General features: G+C 33.3%; 21 protein-coding genes and 1 pseudogene. 8 read left to right on the top strand and 14 right to left on the bottom strand.

Going from position 1 to position 22852, the window contains the following annotated elements; all coding sequences use genetic code 11:
* Positions 1 to 370 precede the first annotated feature (370 nt).
* Complete coding sequence (locus MRU_RS00735; protein ID WP_012954953.1) at positions 371 to 799, bottom strand: peptidylprolyl isomerase; 429 nt, start codon at positions 797 to 799, stop codon at positions 371 to 373.
* Between the two features lie 233 nt (positions 800 to 1032).
* Here MRU_RS00735 and MRU_RS00740 point away from each other — a divergent pair, with 233 nt between their 5' ends.
* Together MRU_RS00740 and MRU_RS00745 are read left to right on the top strand one after the other, a co-directional pair.
* Positions 1033 to 1308, top strand: coding sequence for a hypothetical protein (locus MRU_RS00740; RefSeq protein ID WP_012954954.1), 276 nt, complete (start codon positions 1033 to 1035; stop codon positions 1306 to 1308).
* A gap of 1 nt (position 1309) precedes the next feature.
* Positions 1310 to 1579, top strand: coding sequence for a hypothetical protein (locus MRU_RS00745; protein ID WP_012954955.1), 270 nt, complete (start codon positions 1310 to 1312; stop codon positions 1577 to 1579).
* A 224-nt stretch (positions 1580 to 1803) separates the two neighbouring features.
* Here the strand turns inward: MRU_RS00745 and MRU_RS00750 are convergent, their stop codons facing one another.
* Complete coding sequence (locus MRU_RS00750; protein ID WP_012954956.1) at positions 1804 to 2844, bottom strand: aldo/keto reductase; 1041 nt, start codon at positions 2842 to 2844, stop codon at positions 1804 to 1806.
* A gap of 227 nt (positions 2845 to 3071) precedes the next feature.
* Here MRU_RS00750 and MRU_RS00755 point away from each other — a divergent pair, with 227 nt between their 5' ends.
* Both MRU_RS00755 and MRU_RS00760 read left to right on the top strand, forming a co-directional pair.
* Positions 3072 to 4247, top strand: a complete 1176-nt coding sequence (locus MRU_RS00755; RefSeq protein WP_012954957.1) for an aspartate aminotransferase family protein — start codon at positions 3072 to 3074, stop codon at positions 4245 to 4247.
* Positions 4248 to 4452: 205 nt separating this feature from the next.
* Complete coding sequence (locus tag MRU_RS00760) at positions 4453 to 5097, top strand: YczE/YyaS/YitT family protein (protein ID WP_012954958.1); 645 nt, start codon at positions 4453 to 4455, stop codon at positions 5095 to 5097.
* 136 nt (positions 5098 to 5233) lie between these two features.
* On the opposite strand, the gene MRU_RS00765 is transcribed toward MRU_RS00760, so the two are convergent.
* Positions 5234 to 5671 carry an NUDIX hydrolase gene (locus MRU_RS00765; RefSeq protein ID WP_012954959.1) on the bottom strand — a complete coding sequence of 146 codons (438 nt, stop codon included), beginning with the start codon at positions 5669 to 5671 and terminating at the stop codon, positions 5234 to 5236.
* 280 nt (positions 5672 to 5951) lie between these two features.
* Between MRU_RS00765 and lysA the strand changes: the two genes are divergently transcribed.
* Both lysA and dapF read left to right on the top strand, forming a co-directional pair.
* The gene (gene lysA, locus MRU_RS00770; protein WP_012954960.1) at positions 5952 to 7235 is read left to right on the top strand and encodes a diaminopimelate decarboxylase; all 1284 of its coding nucleotides are present in this window, start codon (positions 5952 to 5954) and stop codon (positions 7233 to 7235) included.
* A 61-nt stretch (positions 7236 to 7296) separates the two neighbouring features.
* Complete coding sequence (gene dapF, locus MRU_RS00775; protein ID WP_012954961.1) at positions 7297 to 8160, top strand: diaminopimelate epimerase; 864 nt, start codon at positions 7297 to 7299, stop codon at positions 8158 to 8160.
* A 216-nt stretch (positions 8161 to 8376) separates the two neighbouring features.
* On the opposite strand, the gene MRU_RS11830 is transcribed toward dapF, so the two are convergent.
* The 11 genes and pseudogenes from MRU_RS11830 to MRU_RS00825 form a co-directional block, all read right to left on the bottom strand.
* Positions 8377 to 8517 carry a hypothetical protein gene (locus MRU_RS11830; RefSeq protein WP_171776152.1) on the bottom strand — a complete coding sequence of 47 codons (141 nt, stop codon included), beginning with the start codon at positions 8515 to 8517 and terminating at the stop codon, positions 8377 to 8379.
* Positions 8518 to 8658: 141 nt separating this feature from the next.
* Positions 8659 to 9387: a 4Fe-4S double cluster binding domain-containing protein gene (locus MRU_RS11165; protein ID WP_012954963.1), complete on the bottom strand. Its 729-nt coding sequence runs from the start codon at positions 9385 to 9387 to the stop codon at positions 8659 to 8661.
* A 72-nt stretch (positions 9388 to 9459) separates the two neighbouring features.
* Positions 9460 to 10110, bottom strand: a complete 651-nt coding sequence (locus tag MRU_RS00785) for a DUF6434 domain-containing protein (protein WP_012954964.1) — start codon at positions 10108 to 10110, stop codon at positions 9460 to 9462.
* Positions 10111 to 10151: 41 nt separating this feature from the next.
* Entirely contained in the window at positions 10152 to 10736 is a 585-nt protein-coding gene (locus tag MRU_RS00790; RefSeq protein ID WP_012954965.1) for a HemK2/MTQ2 family protein methyltransferase, read from the bottom strand.
* A gap of 88 nt (positions 10737 to 10824) precedes the next feature.
* Positions 10825 to 11721, bottom strand: a complete 897-nt coding sequence (gene rsmA, locus MRU_RS00795; RefSeq protein WP_012954966.1) for a 16S rRNA (adenine(1518)-N(6)/adenine(1519)-N(6))-dimethyltransferase RsmA — start codon at positions 11719 to 11721, stop codon at positions 10825 to 10827.
* 153 nt (positions 11722 to 11874) lie between these two features.
* On the bottom strand, positions 11875 to 12624 hold the full coding sequence (locus tag MRU_RS00800; RefSeq protein ID WP_012954967.1) for a DUF655 domain-containing protein: 750 nt from the start codon (positions 12622 to 12624) through the stop codon (positions 11875 to 11877).
* Positions 12625 to 13108: 484 nt separating this feature from the next.
* Positions 13109 to 16285 (bottom strand): Ig-like domain repeat protein, encoded by a 3177-nt coding sequence (locus MRU_RS00805; protein ID WP_012954968.1) that lies wholly within the window; start codon positions 16283 to 16285, stop codon positions 13109 to 13111.
* A 408-nt stretch (positions 16286 to 16693) separates the two neighbouring features.
* Positions 16694 to 17038, bottom strand: coding sequence for an RNA polymerase Rpb4 family protein (locus MRU_RS00810; RefSeq protein WP_012954969.1), 345 nt, complete (start codon positions 17036 to 17038; stop codon positions 16694 to 16696).
* Between the two features lie 40 nt (positions 17039 to 17078).
* The gene (locus tag MRU_RS00815) at positions 17079 to 17369 is read right to left on the bottom strand and encodes a 50S ribosomal protein L21e (RefSeq protein ID WP_012954970.1); all 291 of its coding nucleotides are present in this window, start codon (positions 17367 to 17369) and stop codon (positions 17079 to 17081) included.
* A gap of 422 nt (positions 17370 to 17791) precedes the next feature.
* Entirely contained in the window at positions 17792 to 19060 is a 1269-nt protein-coding gene (locus tag MRU_RS00820) for a tRNA pseudouridine(54/55) synthase Pus10 (protein WP_012954971.1), read from the bottom strand.
* A gap of 354 nt (positions 19061 to 19414) precedes the next feature.
* A pseudogene (locus tag MRU_RS00825) lies at positions 19415 to 20626 on the bottom strand (signal recognition particle protein Srp54); the annotation flags it as partial.
* Between the two features lie 349 nt (positions 20627 to 20975).
* Between MRU_RS00825 and hpt the strand changes: the two are divergent.
* Both hpt and dph2 read left to right on the top strand, forming a co-directional pair.
* Entirely contained in the window at positions 20976 to 21542 is a 567-nt protein-coding gene (hpt, locus tag MRU_RS00830) for a hypoxanthine/guanine phosphoribosyltransferase (protein WP_012954973.1), read from the top strand.
* A 204-nt stretch (positions 21543 to 21746) separates the two neighbouring features.
* On the top strand, positions 21747 to 22754 hold the full coding sequence (dph2, locus tag MRU_RS00835) for a diphthamide biosynthesis enzyme Dph2 (RefSeq protein ID WP_012954974.1): 1008 nt from the start codon (positions 21747 to 21749) through the stop codon (positions 22752 to 22754).
* Positions 22755 to 22852 lie beyond the last annotated feature (98 nt).

The following is a 22852-nucleotide window of genomic DNA, read 5'->3' on the forward strand; positions in this document are numbered from 1 at the left end:
CCCTTTTCTATTTTTTTACTTTTTATTATTGAATTTTTATTTTTTTGTTATTTTAATCTTATTTATCTTTTAATTTCTGTTTTTATTTTTATGAAGGACTTTTTTTATGAATTTTTATTTTTACAAATTTATATCTTTCTTATCTAGTTTACTGGATAGTCTTTTATATATTATTATCTAGTTTACTGGATAGTCTTTTATATATTATTATCTAGTTTACTGGATAAATATTATATTATATGATTTTTAATAAAAAAAGAGTAATTTAAATTTGTTAATAAAAAGGATGAGTTAAAAACTCTTATATATAAAAAGAGTTAAAAACTTCCCAGATCTATTTAAAAATAAGTTAGAGTTAAACTGCTTGGATTTATCCTTGAACAGTAACTTTTAGCATCTTATCTCCAGGACGGATAGCATTTACAACATCCATTCCTTCGATAACTTGTCCAAATACGGTGTGAACACCATCTAAATGAGGTTGCGGACTGTGGGTAATAAAGAACTGGCTTCCTCCAGTGTCCTTACCTGCATGTGCCATGGATAATGCTCCGGTTCCATGTTTGTGTGGGTTTCCTTCGGTTTCACATTTGATGGTCCAGCCAGGTCCTCCGGTACCGTCTCCTCTTGGACATCCTCCTTGGATTACAAAGTCAGGAATTACACGGTGGAAGGTTAATCCGTCATAGAATCCGCTGTTTGCTAATTTTTCAAAGTTTGCTACAGTTCCAGGAGCTTCGTTAGGGAATAATTCCAATACGATATCTCCTTTTTCAGTTTCAATAATTGCCTTTTTCATTATAATCACTTTTCATTGTCTTTTAATGAATTAGTTATTTTTTTAGTTGTTTGAAACATAATATCTTGTTTAAAACATATTAAAAATACTATTTATATTTTATTTAACTTAATATTTAAAATTATTTTTTCCAGTCTTTTCATATTCAATTTAATTTTAGTTTTTTCTGTTTTATTCAGTGATTTATCGCTTTCTAAAAAATTTTAAATATAACTATTTATATATAAGAAAATATGTTAGAACAATATATGCAATTTATGTGGTTAATCATTTTTGGGAATATAGAGAACTTGATTTTATCTTCCCAAGGAGTTGTACAGGGAGTGGATCCTAAGATTTTAGGTGGATTAAGTATTCTTGTAGTTATTATGTGGTTTGTAATCGGTACAGTCATTACTGATGTTGCAATACAATATTCCAATCTTATTAATTTTATTGGCGGTCTTGCAATATTTCTTTTAGGTTTTCAAGCTGTTTATGAGGCTGTTAGGAACATAAGGGGTGGATAAGATGGATTGGAAACCTTATGCTCCATTCACTGCATTGCTTATTTTTGGAAACATTGAAAACCTTATTCTATCATCTGAAGGTGTAATAGCAGGTGTTAATTCATTTGTTTTGCTTATATTGAGTTTGATAGCCGTTGTTGCTTGGCTTCTCTTAGGAACATATGGTACAAACTATGCAATCAAGTATGCTGATTATATTGAAATTATCGGCGGAATCGCTATTATTCTATTGGGTTTAGAATCAATGCTTGAAGCCTTTGGAATTCTTTAATTCCTTACTTTACTTAAAATTCGCAGAATTCTTTAATTCCATTTTTTATTCTTTTTTTTAGACCTTTCACTCTTTTTTAATATTTTTTTAATTCTAGTTTTTATTTATTTTTCACTATTTATTCCTAAAAGTTAAGTTTTTTCTTTATCTATTTAATTTTCACTATTTATTCCTAAAAGTTAAGGTTTTTTCTTTTTCACTATTTTAAACCTAATTTAATAAATTTAAACCTTAATTTCTCCAGATAGGATCTTTTTATAATCCTCATAGTTCTTCTTTAAAAGCTCTGGAATGTCAAGTTCATATGGACATTTCATGACACATTGCCTGCATTCTGTGCAGTCCTCTATCTTTCTCATCTTCTCTTGAGTCTCTTCATTTAGGTTTGGTTCAGCTGGGAACCTTCTAATCCATAATGACATTCTTGCGCAGATGAATATTTGAATGTCTTCAGGGCATGGCATGCAGTATCCGCAGCCTCTGCAGAAGTCTCCCTGCAATTCTTCTCTTTCCTTTGCAATTATCTCTTCAAGTTGCTTATCTAATTTGGTGTCGTCTGCCATATATGATAGGAATTCGTCAAGTTCGCTTAGTTTTTGAACTCCCCATATTGGAACAACATTATCAAAATGATTGATGTATGCAAATGCTGCCTTAGAGCTTCTGATAAGCCCTCCGCTCATTGCCTTCATTGCAATGAATCCTATATTGTTTGCCCTTGCCATCTCCACAATTGCAAGCTCCTTTGGCCCTGTAAGGTAAGAGAAAGGAAACTGTATGGTTTCGTATAATCCGCTGTGGATTGCTTCTTCTGCAAGTTCATATTTGTGGGAGGTGAATCCTATATGTCTTATTGTTCCCTCATCGTAGAGGTCGAACAATGCATCGTATGCTCCGCTTCCGTCCCCTTCTGTAGGGCAGAATGATGGGTTGTGTATCTGATAAAGGTCTATATAGTCGGTTCCTAGATTGTCAAGACTAGTCTTGATATCCTTTTCAATGTCTCTTCTGTTTTCCCCTTGGGTCTTGCTTGCAATAATGATGCTTTCTCGTGGAAACTCTTTATCGAATCCTTTAAATGCATAGTTAAGTTTTTCTTCACTATCTGTATATGCTCTTGCAGTGTCGAAGAAGTTTATTCCGTTATTGTAAGCCTTTCGAACAATCTCTGCACTTTCATTAAAGTCAACACGTTGAATAGGGAGTGCTCCAAATCCGTTTTTCTCTATTTCAAGTCCAGTCTTGCCAAGTATTATTCTAGCCATCCTATCACCAAATCAATCAACACAATTAGTTGTTTAAATTTTTTTATCCTCAAATTATTGCTTATATTTATCATCTTATGAAAAGTATTACAAAACATTATCTTTAATTATTTTTTTATATTATAAACTATAAATATAATTGTGTTAAACTCTTATTTTAATCAATAAATTAACTTAATTCAATTAATTTAATCAATTAAAAAAAAAAATTTAAGGAGTTATTATTTATGAATACACAGGAAATCATTGATATTGAAGATAAATATTTCATTAATACATTTAACAGGGTCCCAATAGTCCTTGACCATGGAGAAGGAGTAAAAGTATGGGACATAGATGGAAACGAGTATTTGGACTTTTTAGCAGGTATTGCTGTAAACTGCTTAGGTCACAACCATCCTAAGCTTGTAAGCGCAATTCAAGAGCAAGCAGGAAAGCTTATTCACGTATCAAGCATCTATTATAACGAACCTGCAACAGTTTATGCCAAAAGATTGGTGGATGCAACTGGCTTTGATAGAATATTCTTTGCAAACTCTGGAGCTGAAGCCAATGAGGGAGCAATCAAGCTTGCAATCAAATACAGCGGCAAGCATGAGGTCCTATACTGTGGAGACTCTTTCCACGGAAGAACAATCCTTACCCTTTCTGTAACTGATCACCCTGAATACAGCGCACCTTATGTTGAAAACCTGCCAAAAGGATTTAAGAAAGTTGAATTCGGCAATTTGGACAGCGTTAAGGAAGCAATCACAGATCAAACTGCAGCAATCATCATTGAACCTGTTCAAGGTGAAGGTGGAGTTCATGTTGCTTCAGAAGAGTTCTACAAAGGATTGAATGACTTATGCAAGGAAAAAGGAATCCTAATCATTGCAGATGAGGTCCAATCAGGATTTGGAAGATGCGGAGCATTGTTTGCACATGAATTATTTGGCCTTGAGCCAGATATAATGACTGTTGCAAAAGGAATCGGCGGAGGATTCCCAATGGCTGCATTTCTGGCCAAAGAGGATGTAGCTGGCGGATTTGTACCGGGAGACCACGGTACAACCTTTGCAGGTAGCCCTCTTGCAGGTGCAGCTGCAAATGCAGTATTTGATGCATTCGAAGAAGAGAATATTGTAGAAAACAGTAAAAAGATGGGAGAATACTTTAAGGAAAAATTAGCTCCTCTTAAAGACAAATACGACTTCATAACTGATGTAAGAGGTTCCGGTCTTTTAGTAGGGCTTGAATTAAACTTTGAAGGAGCAGATATAGTTGGAAAGATGCTTGAAGAAGGATTCTTAATCAACTGTACAGCAGGTAATGTATTAAGGTTTGCACCTCCTCTTGTAGTTAAAGAGGAAGAGATTGATGCACTTGTTGAAGCTCTTGATAAGGTTTTTTCTTCCTTATAATTTAATTTTAAGTTCTAGTTTCTTTTGAAACTAGATTTTCTTCTTTTTTATTTATTTTTTTTGTTCCAGTTTCTTTTGAAACTAGATTTTTTTCTTTTTATTCTTTTTATTCTTTTTAAAAAATTCTTTACCAATTTTACTTTTTGCTTCTTTTATTTAAATTTTTTAAAAAATTATTTAAAGACTTCCAAATAAATTAATTAACATGGAAATAAAAAGAATCAACAGGTATGTCATTTACCTATTTTCACTGTTTTTAATATCATTAGGGGCCTCAATATCAATCAAGGCAAATCTGGGAACATCTCCAATCATCTGCCTTCCATATGTTTCAAGCCTTATCTTGAATATGAGCGTTGGAACAGTCTGTTTGATATTTAATGTTATATTCATACTTGTTCAGATAATCCTCCTTAGGGGAGACTTTGAAAGGAGACAGTATCTTCAGATAATTGTAGGAACAATCTTCTCCCTTTCAATTGACTTTTCAATGACGCTTGTAACTTTTTTAAATCCTACAAACTACATTAGCCAGTTTGCCGTCCTTATGCTAAGTTGTGTGGTTGTTGCATTTGGCGTATTGCTTGAGGTTCAAACAGAGGTGGTCTTTCTTCCTCCCGATGGAATCATTGTGGCTATTTCAAAGGTTCTAAATAAGGAGTTTCCTAAGGTAAAACCTTTCTTTGATACATCATTAGTGCTTACAGCAGCTATTCTTTCAATAGTTTTCCTAGGCTACCTTGCAGGAGTCCGTGAAGGAACCATAATTTCAGCTGTAATAATTGGGCCTATCGTTAAAGTGCTTCAGAAGTTCTTTAATCCTTATATCGAGGCTGTAATTGAAAAATAATGCTTTTTTTATATATTTGCTCCATTCAGATGAAGTTCTTTAGTTGGGTGAAGTTATTTACTTAGATAAAGTTCTTTCATTCTCTAAATCTTTTGTTAAAAGTTCATTAAAAATAAAATTAATAAATTTAAGATATTTAAATCTTAAAATCTCTTTTTTCTAAAGTCAATCTTAATGTAGGTGTAACCATATCATTTTTATAAAGCTCCTTCAACTCTTCTATGCTCACCCACTTAAAATCATCATGCTCTGAACTTATTTCCACTTCTCCGCCCATTATCTCAAGATTCATCATTAACTGAACAGTGCTTATCGGCTGATTGGTTCTTCTACTTATGAATTCATCTTGTACTGTCTCAAATAAGCTCACTATATTTACATCAAGATTGGTTTCTTCCTTGAATTCCCTAATCAATGCTTCATCAAAGAATTCTCCGGGATCCACTTTTCCTCCTGGAAGCTCGTATTTATTAGGATTGTTTCTTGACTTGGGATGTCTTCTAAGGATTAATATCTTATCTTCCTGTTGAACTATCCCTCTTACTGTCAATCCCCAGTCTTTTCTATTTGTCATATTATCACATTTCTATTGTTTTAATTAAGTTTTTTCTAAAAAAGCTGAAACCTTTATTAAGTTTATTATAAAAAATTTAAACCTTTAATTAATTTATTCTAGAAAACTTTAAACCTAATAGTTATTTTATTTGGATTTCATTAATAAAATATTTAGTTTTTTCTAGTCGGATATTCAAGTTCCTTAAATAATTTTATATATTAGTTTAAATAGACATTTATTGAAAACTTATTTTTAAGATTATTGCAGTATAATTTTAATATTTTCATGGAGGCTAATTATGGATTTAAACATAAAGACAAACGACAAAGGCCATTTAGATATTGGCGGTGCTGATGCTTGTGAACTTGTAGAAGAGTATGGCACTCCTATCTATGTAATAGACGAAGAAAGAGTTAGAGACAACTACAACAGATTTTATAATGCTTTTACTAAATTTTATCCTAAATTTAAAGTATTCTATGCATGCAAAGCAAATACAAACATTGCAGTGCTCAAAATCCTCGAAGAGGAAGGATGCTGTATCGATGCAGTTTCCCCTGGAGAAGTCTATATCTGTAAAAAGATGGGATTTTCCGGAGACAGGATACTCTTTACAGGAAACAACATTAGAAACGATGAGATGGACTATGTAAACAGCGAAGACGTTATCCTAAACATCGATTCCGTCTCTGCCCTTAAAAGGTTAGCTGAAAGCATCGATCCACAAGGTAAAAAGATCTCTTTCAGAGTAAACCCTATGGTAGGTGCAGGCCACCACGGTCATTGTATCACTGGTGGGGAAATGAGTAAATTCGGTATTATGGAAACCGAAGCTGTAGAGATTTACAAATTAGCTAAGGAATTAGGATTCGAGCCTGTAGGTATGCACTCTCACATCGGTTCAGGCATTCTTGACCCGGAACCATTCAAATTAGCTATAGAATCTACAATGAACATTGCAGGTAAGGTCCACCAAGAAGCTGGAATTGACTTTGAGTTTATTGACTTCGGTGGAGGAGTCGGTATTCCTTACACTCCAGAAGAAGAGCTTTTAGACTTAGAGCACTTTGCAGAGGAAAATATAAAATTATTCAAAGAAAAATTAGAAGAGTTTGACATGGGAGAACCTATTTTATACCTTGAACCTGGAAGATACATTGTAGGTGACGCTTCTGTAATACTTGTTGAAGTAAACAGCGTAAAGGAAAGTTATAGAAAATTCATCGGAGTCGATGCAGGATTCAACACTCTTCTTAGACCTGCCATGTATGATTCCTACCATCACATTGTAGTTGCAAACAAGATGAATGAAGAGCCTACCCAAACTGTAGACGTTGCTGGTAATGTCTGTGAATCAGGAGACCTCTTTGCAAGGGACAGACCACTTCCAGATATTGAGGAAGGTGACATATTAGGAATATTGAATGCTGGCGCATACGGTTATACCATGGCTTCCAACTACAATTCAAGACCGCTTCCAGCAGAGATCCTTGTTAAAAACGGAGAATCCTTTGTTATTCGTGAAGCACAGACCTTTGATGACATATTTGAAAAGCAATCCATTCCAGAACACTTGAAATAGATGGATTATTTAAAATAGGTGCTTGTAAATAGAAAAGTACATTATCAAATTAGGTGTTATTATGGTAGATTTAAAAGGTTTAAAATTCTCTAAAATGCATGGAATCGGTAATGATTTCCCTATAATTGATGAAAGTAAAGGAGAACAAATCAAAGAAGCAGATAAGCCAGAAGCATGCAGACAGTTATGTCATAGGAACTTTGGTGTAGGGGGAGACGGAGTATTGTTCGTTGTCCCATCAGACGTCGCTGACATTGGATACAGAATGTTCAATCCTGACGGATCTGAAGCTGAAATGTGCGGAAACGGCATTCGCTGCTTTGGAGACTTTGTCTACAGAAACAAGATTGTGGAAAAGGAAACAATGACTGTTGAAACCAAATCAGGTATCAAAACCATTGAGATAACTGTAGAGGACGGAGAGCCTGTTCTCTTTAAGGTAAATATGGGCAAATCCACATTCAAGGTCCCTGAAATTCCTATGATTGCTGATACAGATGAATTCGTTGATGGGGATTTGGATGTGATAGATACCACTTTCAAGGCAACTTGCGTAAATGTGGGAAACCCTCATGCCATTTTGTTTGTAGACAATGTAGATGATATTGATATTGACAAATACGGACCGGCCATTGAATGCCATGAAGTTTTCCCTGAAAAGATCAATGTTCATTTTGTTGAGGTTTTAAGCAAAAATGAAGGAAAAATGAGAACTTGGGAAAGAGGAGCTGGCGTTACCCTTGCATGTGGTACCGGTGCAACTTCAACAGCCCTTGCCGGTGTAAAATTAGGTCTTTTTGATAAGAATGTACTTCTCCACTTACCTGGAGGAGACCTTGAATTTGAGGTCTATGAGGAAGATGGTGAGCTTGGTGCATTTATGAAAGGCCCTGCAGCATTAGTATTCAATGCTGAAATCCAATAGAATTTATTATTCTTTAATAATAAATTTTCTTTTCTTCTTTTTTTTAAATTCTTTTTTTTCTTTAAATTTTATTTCTTCTTTTTTTTAAATTCTTTTTTTCTTTAAATTTTATTTCTTCTTTTTTTTAAATTCTTTTTATTTTCTTAAAATTTTATTTTTAATTATTTTTTCAAATTGCATTTTTTCAGACATTTATAAAATAGGATTCTGGAAAAATCATCTATAATTTTCAATTTCTCTAAAGAAATCTTTATAGGGCTGCAAACCTTTATCCGCCCAAAGCTTCCAAATATTCAGCTCATTTTGAACAACACCTGCCTTGGCACAAGCTTCTTCAAGTGTTTTTCCTTCTTTCAAATAATTCAAAATGTTTCTTGATAAAATCATGAATCTTGGCAGTTCTTCTTTGTAAAAATCTAATGGACTTCCATTAAAAATAGTAAAACCCCCTAAAAACTCCTATTTAAAGAATTAAATAAATTTTAATTAAATTTTAAATCATATTTCCTTAATTAGATTCCTGTCGGTTTCTATTCCTAAGTATTCTTTAGTGTAAGGGCAAGCCAGACCACATTTGGCGCATAAGCTCTTGCCGTTTGTTCTTTTCATTTCCTTCTTTATGAACTCAAAGCACTTTTCCGCATCGAAGTACTCTTCCCTTTCTCGCCTTGAGTTCCATTTCACTTCATTTATCGCATCTACAGGACATGCATCCTGGCAGTCTGTGCAATCTTCACATAAGGAGTCATCTATAGGTGTTCCCACTTTAATGGGCATGTCTGTAAGCAATGTAGAGAGTCTAAGTGCGGCACCATATTCCGGACTGATGAGCAATGCACATCTTCCTATCCATCCAAGTCCAGATCTTGTTCCGGTTGTCTTATGGGGAATCTTGCTGGCAAGGTCTTTCAATTCCCCCGCCACCCTTTCTCTTGAAATGGCCAAGGCATTGTAATTCATGGTGTTTTTGATGTAATCCTCACCTTCAAGGATAATGTCATTCAGTTTTTGAGCCACTTCCTTCATGGATTCAACATACAATGATTGGTCATTGGTATAGATGGTTTTCAATGCTTCCTTTTCAATTGGAATCCCTATTAAAATGCTGTTTGGATACTCCTTAGGAACATTTCTAATGTTTTCAAGACTAGCAAAACCTACCACTTTCACTCCTTTTGATTTGAAGAACTCCTCTATTTCCCTTGAATTTCTCTCTTCCAAATTCATCCTATCCTCTCAATTTGCTGATTTTGTTAGATTATATGATTAAATATGATTTTCAAATTTTTAAATATTTTCTTATGATTTCAATATTTTCAAATCAGAGTCTTCATACCGGTTATGGCCTTTAAGACTTTTCTTGTATTTCCAACATTTAATTGCATCATCCAGGGATCTGCCCTCATTGTCTTCAAAGAAATCCCGTATGTATTGGTTGTATTGGAATTGCCTGTCTATTTTGGTTTTCTCGTTGGAGTTCTGCAATTCATAGTAGGCATTGATTGCATCCTGATATGTTTTATCAGGATTTGCCTTCAGCCATCTTTGGAATTTTACCTTGAATTTAAATCCTTTTCCTATTTCCCTTTCAAAGAATTCCCGTTTATCTTCACTGCATCTGAAGTTCTCACCTAAAATGGAATCCAATGTGATTTCTTGAGAATCAGAATTACTGATTTTATGATTGCAATTTTTAGTTTTATTATCATCTTTGACAGATTTGTGATTTTTGGTTTTATTTCCATCTTTGACAGATTCATCTAATGATTTGCCAGTATCCAGATAGTAAATGATTCTTTCCTCTAACTGATTTTTACTACCGCCAATCTTCAATCCTTCTCTTCTACAGAATTCCTTTAACTCTTCCTTTAAAAAATAGTATTCCATGAAGTCTTCACTTTTCAGGTCTTTTGTTAATTGTGGTCTTGTTTTGGTGTTTTTAGTTTTCATATTATCATAAAAATAATAATCAGTCTGAAAATTGAAATGGTTTAAATCTTATAGGCATTAATCAGAACAATCTCTTCAAAGAAAAAGCTTTCGCTTTTAGCTATTTCTGCAATAAATCCATTCCTATCAAACATATCCAATGTCTTATCATTATTGGATAATGAGGACTGAATTATCTGGACAATTCCTCCATCATTTAAATAATGTGACACTTCATTAATGAATCTATCTATGACTTTTCTTCCATCTATTCCACCGTCAAATGCATAATTCAAATCATCATCAATAATGTCATCAGTATCGGTAGGCAGATATGGGGTATTAAATAGAATTACATCAAACTTCTCATTTTTTACAGGCTCAAATAGGTCTCCGAACTCAAGCCTTATTGTGTTGATATCGTTTAGCTTGAAGTTCTTCTCAGCAAGCTCAAGGGCATTGTAGTTGATGTCTGTTGCTGTTACATCATCTGTTAGTAGACTTGCATACATAGAGACAAGCCCTGATCCTGTTCCTATTTCAAGGACACTTTGGCCTTCCTTTATCTCAAGGTTTTCAGCTAATAGAAAAGTGTCATCTGAAGGGATGTATACTAAATCATCTGTTTCTATTTCAAATTTCCCCATTCTCATAATTTTGCCTGTAAATTTGTTTGATAAGATATTTAGAGTAGTTAGATTAATTAGAATTTTTAATCAATATTCAATTAATTATTTATAATTGGTCTTTTAAGAGTATAGTTAGTTCCATAATCTCTTCTGGAGCTAAATTAATGGTTCGCTCTAATAGTATTTCTTTTATTCTTGGATTTTCATCTTCCAAATCGTTTAAAATGCTTTTTAATTCCTTTTTATCTTTAAAGCCAATTATATGTCTGGAATCAATCAATGCATTTCTTGCCTTCTTGTTTCTGTGTTGGAACAATGCCTTAACCACTTTCGAATATGTCTTATATGTTTCTTTATCTATTTCATATTCCTTATCATTGATTCTTATTGAATCAATATTCTTTGGCTTAAGTTGGATAACCGCCGAATCTACCTTTGGAGATGGAATGAATGACTCTGGAGATACCTTTGTTAAGAACTTGACATCTGCCTTAAAGTATAGCATTGCGCTAAGTCTTGAATATTGCTTTGTTCCCACCTTTCCATTCATTCTGTCTGCAAATTCCTTCTGATACATGAGTATAGCAAGGTCAAAGTCGTGATTAAGGAACTTGAAGCTGATAGGTGAGGATATCTGATAAGGGAGGTTTGAGACTATCTTATTAAACTCTGGAAAGTCTACTTTAACTGCATCGCCGTTTATAAGCTCAACATTATTGATTTTTTCCTTTTCTAGACGTTTTTTAAGGATATTAAAAATAGTCTCGTCTTGCTCTATGGCAATTACTTTTTTTGCTCTTTTAGCAAGCTCTATTGTAAGAGTTCCTATTCCGGGGCCAATCTCTAGGACTGTATCCTCCTTTGTTAGATTTGCATAATTGATTATTTTCTTTCTTTTAAAGTCGTCGATAAGGTAATTCTGTCCAAGGTTCTTGTTTAACTTAATATCATTTTCCTGAAGTATCCTTTTGGTTTGCTTTGCTAATGATATTTCTTCCTTCAATTAATCACCTTAAAATTAGAATTTTAATTAATCCCCTTATTTAAAAAGAGTCAGACGGTTTTTAAGACTTTAAGATATTTCAATAATTATAAGATATTTCAAAATTTTTTTAAAATAATGATTGTAAAAAAAGAAAAGTTAGAATGAGCAAGCTCATTCTGTTTTTGGTTTATTAGTTGCTTTATTATTAGCCTTATTATTAGGTTTTTTATTCCTATTTTTATTTGGCTTTCTGTTTCTGTTGTTCCTGTTTCTGTTGTTTCTTCCTCTTCTATATCTCTTTTTATTGGAAGGATGTTTGCTTGGAACTTGAGTAAACATATAGTATTTTTTCTTGCCTCTTTTCACTTGTGTGGTGTCGAGTTCAAGGCTTACTCTTTTTGCAAGCATGTCAACAGGATCTCCAAGAAGAGGGACTCTCTTCTTTAGGTCTTCAAAGTCTTTGAAAGGCTCTTTCTTACGCTCTTCAAGAATCATTTGAGTATGTTTCTTGCCGATTCCTGGAATAAGCTCTAGCTTGTGCATCTTGATGTTTAAGGAATCTATTTCATTAAAGAACTTAATGTAAATCTCCTCTTTTGATTGGATGATTTCCTTAATTGCATATTCCAATTCGATTCTGCTTGTAGCAGTAAGCTTTTCATAATCAAGCAATCCCTTTACTCGGTTGATCTTGTCTCTTTTTCCAGAACCTATGTAAACTTTTTCATGAATTTCCAAATCAATTCCTTGTTTTGGTGTGACTTCGATTAATGTGAATTTATCAACGCCAAGAGCTTGTGCAATTGGCTTTCCACGAGCAGTTGGTCTTTCGGGATTTATATATCCAAATTTAAGATAATCTAATATAATCACATTTTCTTCTTTCTTTGGAGCAGGATTATCAATGTTTGGATTATCCATATTTTCACCTCTAATAATTGTCCTCAATTTTTTTTAATCTAATAATATTTTTCTCTTTTTATATTAATTTGTTAAACATTTGTTATTAATCTTTTTGTATTCTTATTAATTTTTTTAAATTATATTTATTTCGAGTATTTAACAAATCATTTTTTTATTAATATAATAAGTATTAGTTTAATAGTATAAGTATTTTAAGTGTAAATTTACTTATTTTTAATCAAATTTGATTATAATTTTCTAATTTTATTAATTTTTTAATTAATTTTTCAGCGAATATTTGTTCTAATTTTATGAAATTAATTTAAATTAATCTAATAATTTGGTCTTAGAAAAATTGCTTCATTAAATTAATTTAAATTAACTTATAATGAGTTGTTTTCACTTGTTTTTAAATTAAAAAAATTAAAAATGAATCTTAGAAATAATTCTAAGACTCAATTAAATCTATTTCTTGTTTCTATTCGGATTAACAAAACTATTTTTATTTAATGGTCAATTTTCCACTCTTTGTTACAGATGCAAATTGATCATTACCTGCCCATTTTACAGTAAAGCTATAAGTTCCTTTCTTGGATAGGCTTACATTTACGCTGGCTATACCTTTTGAATTGGTAGTTCCGCTGTATGTCTTTCCGTTTACTGTAAAGCTTATCTTTTTGCCACTTACTGTATTTCCATGTTCGCTCTTGAAGGTGGCAGTCAATGTCTTTGTCTTTGCACTTGCCTTATATGTTTTGCTTGCAGTGCTTAACTGTGGCTTTTGAAGTTTTACAGTTATCTTAGCTACTTCAAATGCTCCAGTGTAATTGTCATCTCCAAGGAATCCTATTGCAAAGGTGTAATCTCCCTTATAACCGAGGTTTATTTGAAGTTTTGCTCTTCCGTCTGCATCGGTTGTACGGTCGTATACGACTCCATTGAATCCTATTTTAATAGGCTTGTAGGCTAATGGCTTACCGGTTGCGTCTATTAGTCTGACATTGAAGTATTCTCCTGTTCTGCCATCTGCAGATGCCACTGCAGTTGTAACCATGTTTTCGTATTCGAATGCAGTGTCTGTTCTGTTTGGAATGACATATACAATTTTTTCAACCTCAACAGGGACTTCCACGGTTTGGTTTACATAGACAATCTTCTCTATTTCAACCGGAACCTCTACTGTTTGGTTTACAATCTTTTCAGTAACATTGTTTATGATAATTATTTCCATAGATGCCTTTGCAGTTGTGTTATTTGCATCAGTATAGCTTACCTTGATTGATGAATTTCCGCTGAAGCTAATGTTGGCCATTCCATTATTGTCTGTTTTTGCTTTGGATTCTACTCCATTCACTTTTACTGTTAGCTCTGCATTTGCAACAGGCTTTGAATCGGAGTCCTTAAGGCTTGCAATTACTGTGTTGTCATTTACCTTGGTCAATTCAAGGTCATATTCGGTTTTTTCGCTTTTCCCTTCAGCTATTCTAATGAATCCATAAGCTTCGCTGCTTAAATAATGATTGCTAGGTCCTATTTCTATTTTGCTTGTATCCAATCCATAGTAGCGTCCATAGATGATATAATCCTTAGTGATGTTTTTGAGTTCAATGCTTTTTACTCCATTTGTTGTGTTGAAGTCTCCATTTATTAGATATTTTCCGGTATTGTCGTAAATGCGAACTGTAATGATTCCGTTTATTCCTTCATCATCAGGGCCTGTCAAGCTTATGTTGACAGTCAGGTCGCTTCCGGAGGTGACGTCTCCATCTTCAATGCTCATGAAGCTTGGATAGATTACTAGGAATTCTGCATTGTTGTAGCTTGGAAGCCATCCTTCGCTATCGTCTCCTGTGTAGTTTAGTTCAATATTGTGGAGGCCATAGCCTAACTTTCCAAGGTCCAATTCCACAGGATGTTGGATGTCATCGGTAGTGTTTACTTGGTAACTTGTCTTGTTGTCAAGGACAACATTTACAGTGCCTTTTATGGCTTTTCCAGATAGGTCAGCTAATTCTATGCCTACAATAACATTCTCTTCAGTTGAATAGGTTCTTGCGACAGCGTCAACTCTTGTTTCCTTAGGGAATACTTCAAGGGTGCTTTCTTCTTCAGTTGCTAGGTATTTGTAGTTTTTACCATTGTATACAGCTGAAATGTAGTATGTTCCTTCCTCTAGGTCGCTAAGAGTTATTGTTTCGCTTCCTTTTATGGTAAACTCTTCATCATAGACAAATTCGACCTCATCTTCATCCTCAACGTAGTTTTTGATATAAAGCTTGAAGTTTTCGTTGATTGGCTTTTTGACGATTCCGTCAAGGTAACTTAGGCTGGCCTTGATCTTTGCATCGTCACCGATAATGATATCTGAGCTTTCAAGGTCTATGATGGACTCGGTTTCGTATCTGATTAGGTTTACTGATTCGCTTACGTTTACTCCATCTCTGATTTGGTATAGGAATGTGGCATTGTTAGGGCCAAGCTGAAGGCCTTCTACAATGTGGTGGGAGTAACCATCTTCATCATAGTTAAGTTCTAATGTTTTTACAAAGTTTCCATTTAGGTATAAGTCAATGCTTCCTTCTTCTGCTTCTTCAGATGGATTTAGTAGTTTTACACCCATTTCATATGAGTCTCCTACAAGTTTTTTCTCATCTTCTGGATTGAGGATGATTTGGTAGTTGTCTGGGTCATAGTTGCTTTTGACTGTGAAGTTGACTGCTTTTGTTATGATGTTAGTGTATTTTGGAACGCTGTCAATGCTTGCAACTTCCAATGAATAGTTTCCTTCCTGAAGGTTTTCAAAGATGATGTTGTTATTTTGGCCCTCTACAACGTTTACCTTTTTAGAATCATAGTTTTCTCCATTCCTGTAAATCTCTAGGTTAACCTTTTCAGTCATTTTGTTATTGAATTCATCCATTAAGCTTATTTTTGCAGTTATATCGTCTCCTTCCACTAGATTTTCAAGTTCTGCTACACTGTAGTCTATGGTAAGATTTGCATATACCTTTTTGTTGTAGTTGGTTCTGATAGAGAATTCCGGATTATCTAATTGGTTTCCTTCTGCATCTTCAAAAGTTACATCTAATTGAGTTCCTTCATCTTCTATTCCACCAAAATCATCAAAAACCACGCCTTCATAAAAGAATATGACATAGTCTCCTGGAGGCAAATAAATTGGAACGACATAGTCGGTGAGCCCGGTTGCTTCAAATGGATGATATATGTCGACATCTGTACTTTCACCATAAAAATTAATAAACCAGTCTCCGGAAACAGGCTCATAGTCTTGATCTGTAAAATTAAATATTATTTGTATTCTTTCTCCTTCAACAAAGATAGTTCCATTTTCAGACGGTGTAATTGTATAATCTGCATAGATTCCATCAATTCTATAATTTTCATCATCATCGTCATTTGTTATGCCGCCTTCCTCTTCTTCTCCTTCATCATATAGTTTGTCCTTGGATTTATTTGCAATTTCATAGTTAGGCAAACTATCCTCAGATGCTATCTGTTCATCATTTAAACTTACATCAGACACATCAATGCTATCAGATTGATAATCCGTGTCTATATCTGTATTTATATCTTCGGATGCTGATGCCATTCCAATACCTATTATTAAAATGAAAAGTAATGAAATAAGAATCAAGCTTCCTTTTGTTTTAAAATTCATGTTTTTCCTCTATTTGTTTAATATTTGAATAATAATTCTTTAAACTTTGTTTTAAAAGTTGTAATTATTATTTAAATGTTTTTTTCAATACTTAAAATTCATATGAATTTGATTAAAAGTATTAAAATTCTTATTTAAGAATTTTTTTTTAATATTATATTAATCTTATTATATTTTTTTAAAAATGAATTTTAAGTTAAACAGGAAAATGATTGTTAAAAATAGTTTGTTGGGCATAATAAGTTTAAATTAATAAAATTCGTAGAAAAGGAGTTAAAGTTAGAAAATCAGTTTAAAAGTGTTAGAATTTAATAAAATAAGTTTAAATAAGTAAAAATAAGAAAATTAGTTAAAAAAAGTAAAAAAAGTAGAAAAATATAATATGAAAAAGGTGTTGATTAATAAAAATTATTCCTCAACATAAATTTCATATTTTTCAATAATTTCAAGAATTTGCTCCATATCTTCTTTAGAAGGAGCGTTTCTTTCTTTTGCAAAAATTAATCTTAAGTCTGCCATGTCTCTTGGAAGCAAGTCCGCTACACGGATTGCTTGTTTATGGGTCATGAATGCTTCAAGCTCTTCGATTAATTTTTCAGCATCTTCTAGGGAAAGTTTATTTAGATTAGTCACATGAGCTAAGGTCAAGTTCTGTTCATAGTTGAGCTCATATTTTTCTGAAAACTCTTCTAATATTTCTTTAACTTTAGCTGCTGGTATCGGTTCACTTTCTAATGTTTTTTTCCCAATCATTGTACTCACTCTTTATTTTAAATTTTTTGGAGTATTGTAATTACTCTTGTAATTTTAAATGTTCTGGAGTAACTATTAATTCTTTTGCTTTATTACCATCTTTTAATGCAAGTATGTAAGCTTTACCTTTTTTATCTACTACTTTAGCAGTTTTTCCATGGAATCTGGAATGAGGTTGGCCTTTTTGAATACTTGGGTCGATGATAATGTGTACCATATCACCGTTTTCAAATTGCTGAATTCTTCTGGTGATCGGATTAGCACGACCAGGTCTAACTTTCTTGGTCAATTTTTTTCTACTTCTACTTTTAAATCCTCTGGATCTTTGCATTTTTATACCTCTTTAAAATTAATTAATTGTGTATTAAAATATAAAACCCATCATTTTATATCTTTTTAAATAGCTAGTAGCCAATAATAGTTATTTTTTTATTATTTTAGCCCTTCGGTTTAGCTATTCATGTAAAAGCCAATATATAGTTGTTAATTTAGACTTAGCCCTAATCGTAGGTTTAATTGACTAGAACATATCCAAATTTTATATATTGAAAGAAAAAAATATCAAAAATATAATAAAATTCTCATATATTTTAGTGACTAGATTTCAGCATTAATCTAATCTTCTATTTTTGATAGTAATAAAGTATATATTTTAAGATGTTAATAAACTTATTGTTTTTTAAAAATAGTTTGTCCTTAGGCGAACACTTATGAAGAATTATTATTTAATATAAAAGAACATTTTAGGGATTATTATTTAATCCCCACTTCAATCACATCAAGCTCTGCACATATGGCTTGAGTGCCTAAAACTTCACTTACGCTTGGATTGGACCTTCCCTCATCTGAAGAGATAAGCTCTTTTATGTACAATCCACCTTCGGTTTTAATGATCATTTCAAAGGTCTTAGAGTCAATGAATTCTGCCTTTATTTCCTTGACTTCCTTTTGTCTTATCTTATCTGCCCTTCTGTGGGAGACTCTTATAGGAGTTCTTTGCTGGATTATGTGAAGTGTTTGAAGCTTTTCAAGGTCTTCTTCCTTGATGTAATCTTCGCATTTTACAAGAGCTCTGTAGACCTTATAGGTATCTGGAGATGACTCCTTTATTTCTGCCTTTCTTCTTCTTTCTGTAAACTTGAGATTAAGGTATTCTGTCTTTCCTTTTGCAGAGATTGCAACTTCTTCTTCTATCTTTTTAAGGTCTATCTTTCTTATCTTTGGCTCTTTTATCTCAAGAACAAATGGCCTGCCTGTTCCAAGCATTCTAACATCTATATCTTCCCTTCCGGCACCATGGAACTTGGCTTCGTATCCGTTGGTGTGCTTTAGAACCACTTCAGAGAGCAGCTCTTCAACAGATTCTGGGTACTGCTTGCCTGTGAAATTGCATTCCTCGCATCCTTTTCCTTTGCATTTTCTGCAAGGCCATTTGGTTTGAGGAATTGTTCTGATAAGCTTTCTATATCTTCCTTCTATGAAGATTGGGTTTATCTGAAGGCGGACCTTGATTGGATTTTCAATGTCTTCCTTTAATATTCTTCTAAAGTCAACCATTACAAGGACATCCTCTCCATCAAAGTCTACATTCTGCTCTAGATTTGATTCAAGGAGCTTGCCGATTTCTCTGTTGACTTCCTTTTTGATTATCTCAACATTGAAATCAAATTCGTCACTTATCTCTTGGTCCTTTTCCACTATTTCCTTTGGAAGCTTGCATCCCACTACAAAGGTGTCAAATTCCACCTTAAGGAGATCTATTTTTTCATTCACCAAATCAAGGACAGTGTTGAGGTCTTCAAATAAATCATTGCAGATTAGGCATTTTTCATCATTTGCAGGATTATCTTCATTTGCTTTGTAAGGCTCTAGATTAAGTGCTTGTCTTATTTTAGCACCTCTATCTTCATTTCCATCTCCTTCAACACAGTCTGAGAATTTACGTCCTAAACAGTGATTACAGATATTTCCATTTGTATGATTTATTAATTCTTCTGCTTTATTTAGTATTTCTTGATTCAATTGAATTCCTCTCTAATAAATATGATTAAATAATTAAAATAAGATTATATCTAAAATGGCTATGTTTTTAAATATATAAAAACAAGAATGATTTTATTTTTATAAAAAAAGAAAATTTAGGACCTATTGGTCCTTAATTCTATTATTATTGGTCTTTTTAAGGGTATTTGGATTTTCTTATTATGGTCTTTTAAAGGATATCTATGATTTCTATTATTATGGAGCCTATTTCATAAATTGACCCATAATCCTATTCATAGCTCCTCCACCCATTCCTCTTCGTCCAATACCTTTCATAGCCTTTTTGGTATTGTTATAATATCTCAATAGCTCTTTTACATCGCTTTCCTCTACGCCAGCGCCTCTAGCTATCCTTTGAATCCTGGATTGCTTGATTATCTTAGGATTGAGCATTTCCTCTTCAGTCATAGAGGACATGATTATCTTAAATCCATTGATCTTATCCTCGGTCATCTGGCTTGCCTCTTTTGGGATCTTTCCTCCAAGCCCTGGAATCATGTTCATGACCTGTTGCATAGGTCCCATGCTGTTCATCATCTCAAACTGGCTTCTCATATCCACTAGAGTGAACTTTCCGCTGAGCATATTGTTCATGGTCTTGGTGGCTTCATCCTCATCAATCACTTCTTCAGCCTTTTCGATAAGGCTTCTGATGTCTCCCATTCCAAGGAGTCTTGAAATGAATCTTTCAGGGTCAAATGCTTCAAAATCATCTATTCCTTCTCCGGTACCAATGAATTTGATTGGCGCACCAGTTTCAGCTACTGCTGAGAGAGCGCCCCCACCCTTAGCTGTACCGTCTAATTTTGAAATGATGATTGAACCGATGTCAGTTGCTTGGGAGAATGCTTTAGCCTGTTCCCCTGCTTGCTGACCGATAGTTGCGTCAATTACAAGCATGGATTCGCTTGGATTAATGATCTTGTCTAACTTGTTCATCTCTTCGATGAGGTCTTCCTCATTCTTATGCCTACCTGCAGTATCGAAGATGATGATTTTTTGATTTTTAAAGTGTTTAAGACCTTTTTCAGCTAAATCAAGTGCATCTTTATTGTCTGGGTCTCCGTAAAGTTGAATTTGCATTTCTTCAGTAAGCTGCTTTAACTGCTCATATGCTGCAGGTCTCCAAGTGTCTGTACATACGACAGCTGGTGAGAAACCTTTTCTTTGCAAGTATCTGCATAATTTGCCTATGGTGGTGGTTTTACCACTACCTTGCAATCCTAAGAAAAGGATTTTAAATGGCTTTTCTGTAATCTTAAGCTCTTGAGCTTCGCTTCCGAGGAGATTGACCATCTCTTCATAGATGATTGTGATTACATGTTCCCTTGGGGTTATTCCCTTTGGAGGCTCCTCTTCAAGTGCTCGCTTTTCGATTGTCTTTGATAATTTTAATACAAGCTGAATGTTTACGTCTGATTGAATTAAAGCCCTTTGAATGTCTTTAACAACTTCTTTAATAACCTTCTTATCTATAACACTCATTCCAGCTAGCTTTTTCATGGTGTTTGTAAGGTTTTCTCCTAAACTTCCTAACATGGACATAATATCTGCTCCGATATTGTTTTAAATGATAATTTTAATTAATTTAATTTTTTTCTAAATTTATTGTTCCAAGTGGAACATTTAATAGTTTATCTTATTAACTATTTTGTATAAATTAATATTATATAAAAGTTTATTTATCTTTTGTTATAAAATTATTGAATATAGGATATTTAAATTTATTCATTGGATTTTTGAAATTATAAAAATTTTTGAATTATTTATTTTATTCATGGGTTTTTGAATTTAAAAAAATTTATTGAATTATTTAATTTATCATTGGATTTTAAAATAAGAAATTATTAAAATTTTTATTTAAAATCTTTAATTTTTATTTAGGGGTTTAAAAATGCTTGAAAATTTAGTTGAATCATTAAGAAATGCACCTGTTGTTAAAAAAGGAGATTACGATTACTTCGTTCATGGAATAAGTGATGGAATACCTGCCCTTAATCCATGTGTTCTAAAAGAGATTTCTGAAGTTCTCGCTGAAAGGATTGATTTGGATAAAGTCGATAAGATTGTTGGGGTTGAAGCTATGGGAATTCACATTGCCACTGCTTTATCCTTAGAAACAGGCCTTCCATTGCTTGTTATCCGTAAAAGGGAATATGGATTGGAAGGAGAGCATGAAATCTTAAAGCACACAGGATATGCAACTTCCAAATTATACATCAATGACTTAAATGAAGGAGACAATATTGTCTTGGTGGATGATGTTGTAAGTACTGGAGGAACTCTTTCTGTTGTAATAAATGAATTAAAGGCTATTGGTGTGAATATCCTTGATACATTTGTTGTAGTTGAAAAGGGAGAAGGAAAAAAGATAGTTGAAGATAAAACTGGAGAAAATATTGTAACTCTTGTAAAATTGGATGTAGTGGATGGAAAGGTTGTAGCTGATTCTTTAATCTAATAGTGGATGGATAGGTTGTAGTTAATTCTTTAATCTAATCATTGCTTGTTTAAAAGTTATAACTATTTATTTATCCATTTATCTTTTATCCAGTTATCTTTTATCAATTTATTCATTTATTTATTATTTATTTTTCATTGAATAGATTTAACTTCTATTCAAAAATATTTATTACTTTTTTTAATAATTAGCTTGTCTGATAAAATGTCAATATACGATATGGAATTAAAGAAGGTTATTCGAAAGATTAACTCCTTAAATGTAAAGAATGTAGGTTTGCAGTTTCCGGAAGGTCTCAAGATGCAGGCGGTAGCTATTGCTCGAGAGATTGAAAAGAACACAGAGGCAAATGTAATTATATCTGCGGATCCCTGCTTTGGGGCATGTGATGTGTCAGATAGGAAAATGAATGGAATAGTTGACTTTATTGTTCATTATGGCCATACCCCCCTCCCACTTAGATATAGCATTCCTACAATGTTTATTGAGGCAAAGGCCAATGTGAATATAAAGCAATATTTAGAAGATGCCTTGGAAATGCTTGAGGACTATTCTAAAGTGGCCATTGCAACAACAGCACAGCACCTACACTTGCTTGATGAGATCGTTGACTTTTTAGAAGACCATGGAAAGGAAGTTGTAATAGGCTCTTCAAGAAGCACAAGGAAAGGACAAGTATTGGGATGCAATTTCTCTTCAATCAAGAATCTGGGGGCAGATGTTTATCTGTTTATTGGAAGCGGAAATTTCCATCCTTTAGGGATTTATATGTTTACAAATTCTCCTGTTTTGGCAATTGATCCTTATAGTGGCGACATTCGTGAAATGAGCGGATATGCAGATAGGATTCTTAGGATAAGGTTTGCTAGAATCGTCAAGGCAAGGGAAGTTAAGAAATGGGGAATAATCGTTTCCTCAAAGGAAGGCCAATATCGGATGGCCTTGGCTAAAGAGCTGAAAAAACTTCTTGAAGATGAGGGAATGGAAGCATTCATCCTTCTTATGGATCATATCAATCCAGATGTTCTTCTTCCGTATATGGAACTTGAAGGATTTGTTGTTACAGCATGCCCAAGGATAGCAATCGATGACTCTCAGATGTATAAGAAGCCTGTAATAACTCCAAAGGAGTTGGAGATAGTTCTAAATAAAAGGGAATGGGAAAAGTATCAATTAGATGAGATATTATTTGAGGATCGTTATTATCAGTAATTCTCAATAATTTTTGATTTTTTTTCGATAATAATTAATCATTATTAGTTATTTATTTATTCTCAGTTATTTTCAATTATTCTCAATTTTCTTATTTT

Origin of the sequence: Methanobrevibacter ruminantium M1 (assembly GCF_000024185.1) — an archaeon.
Lineage (GTDB): Archaea > Methanobacteriota > Methanobacteria > Methanobacteriales > Methanobacteriaceae > Methanobrevibacter > Methanobrevibacter ruminantium.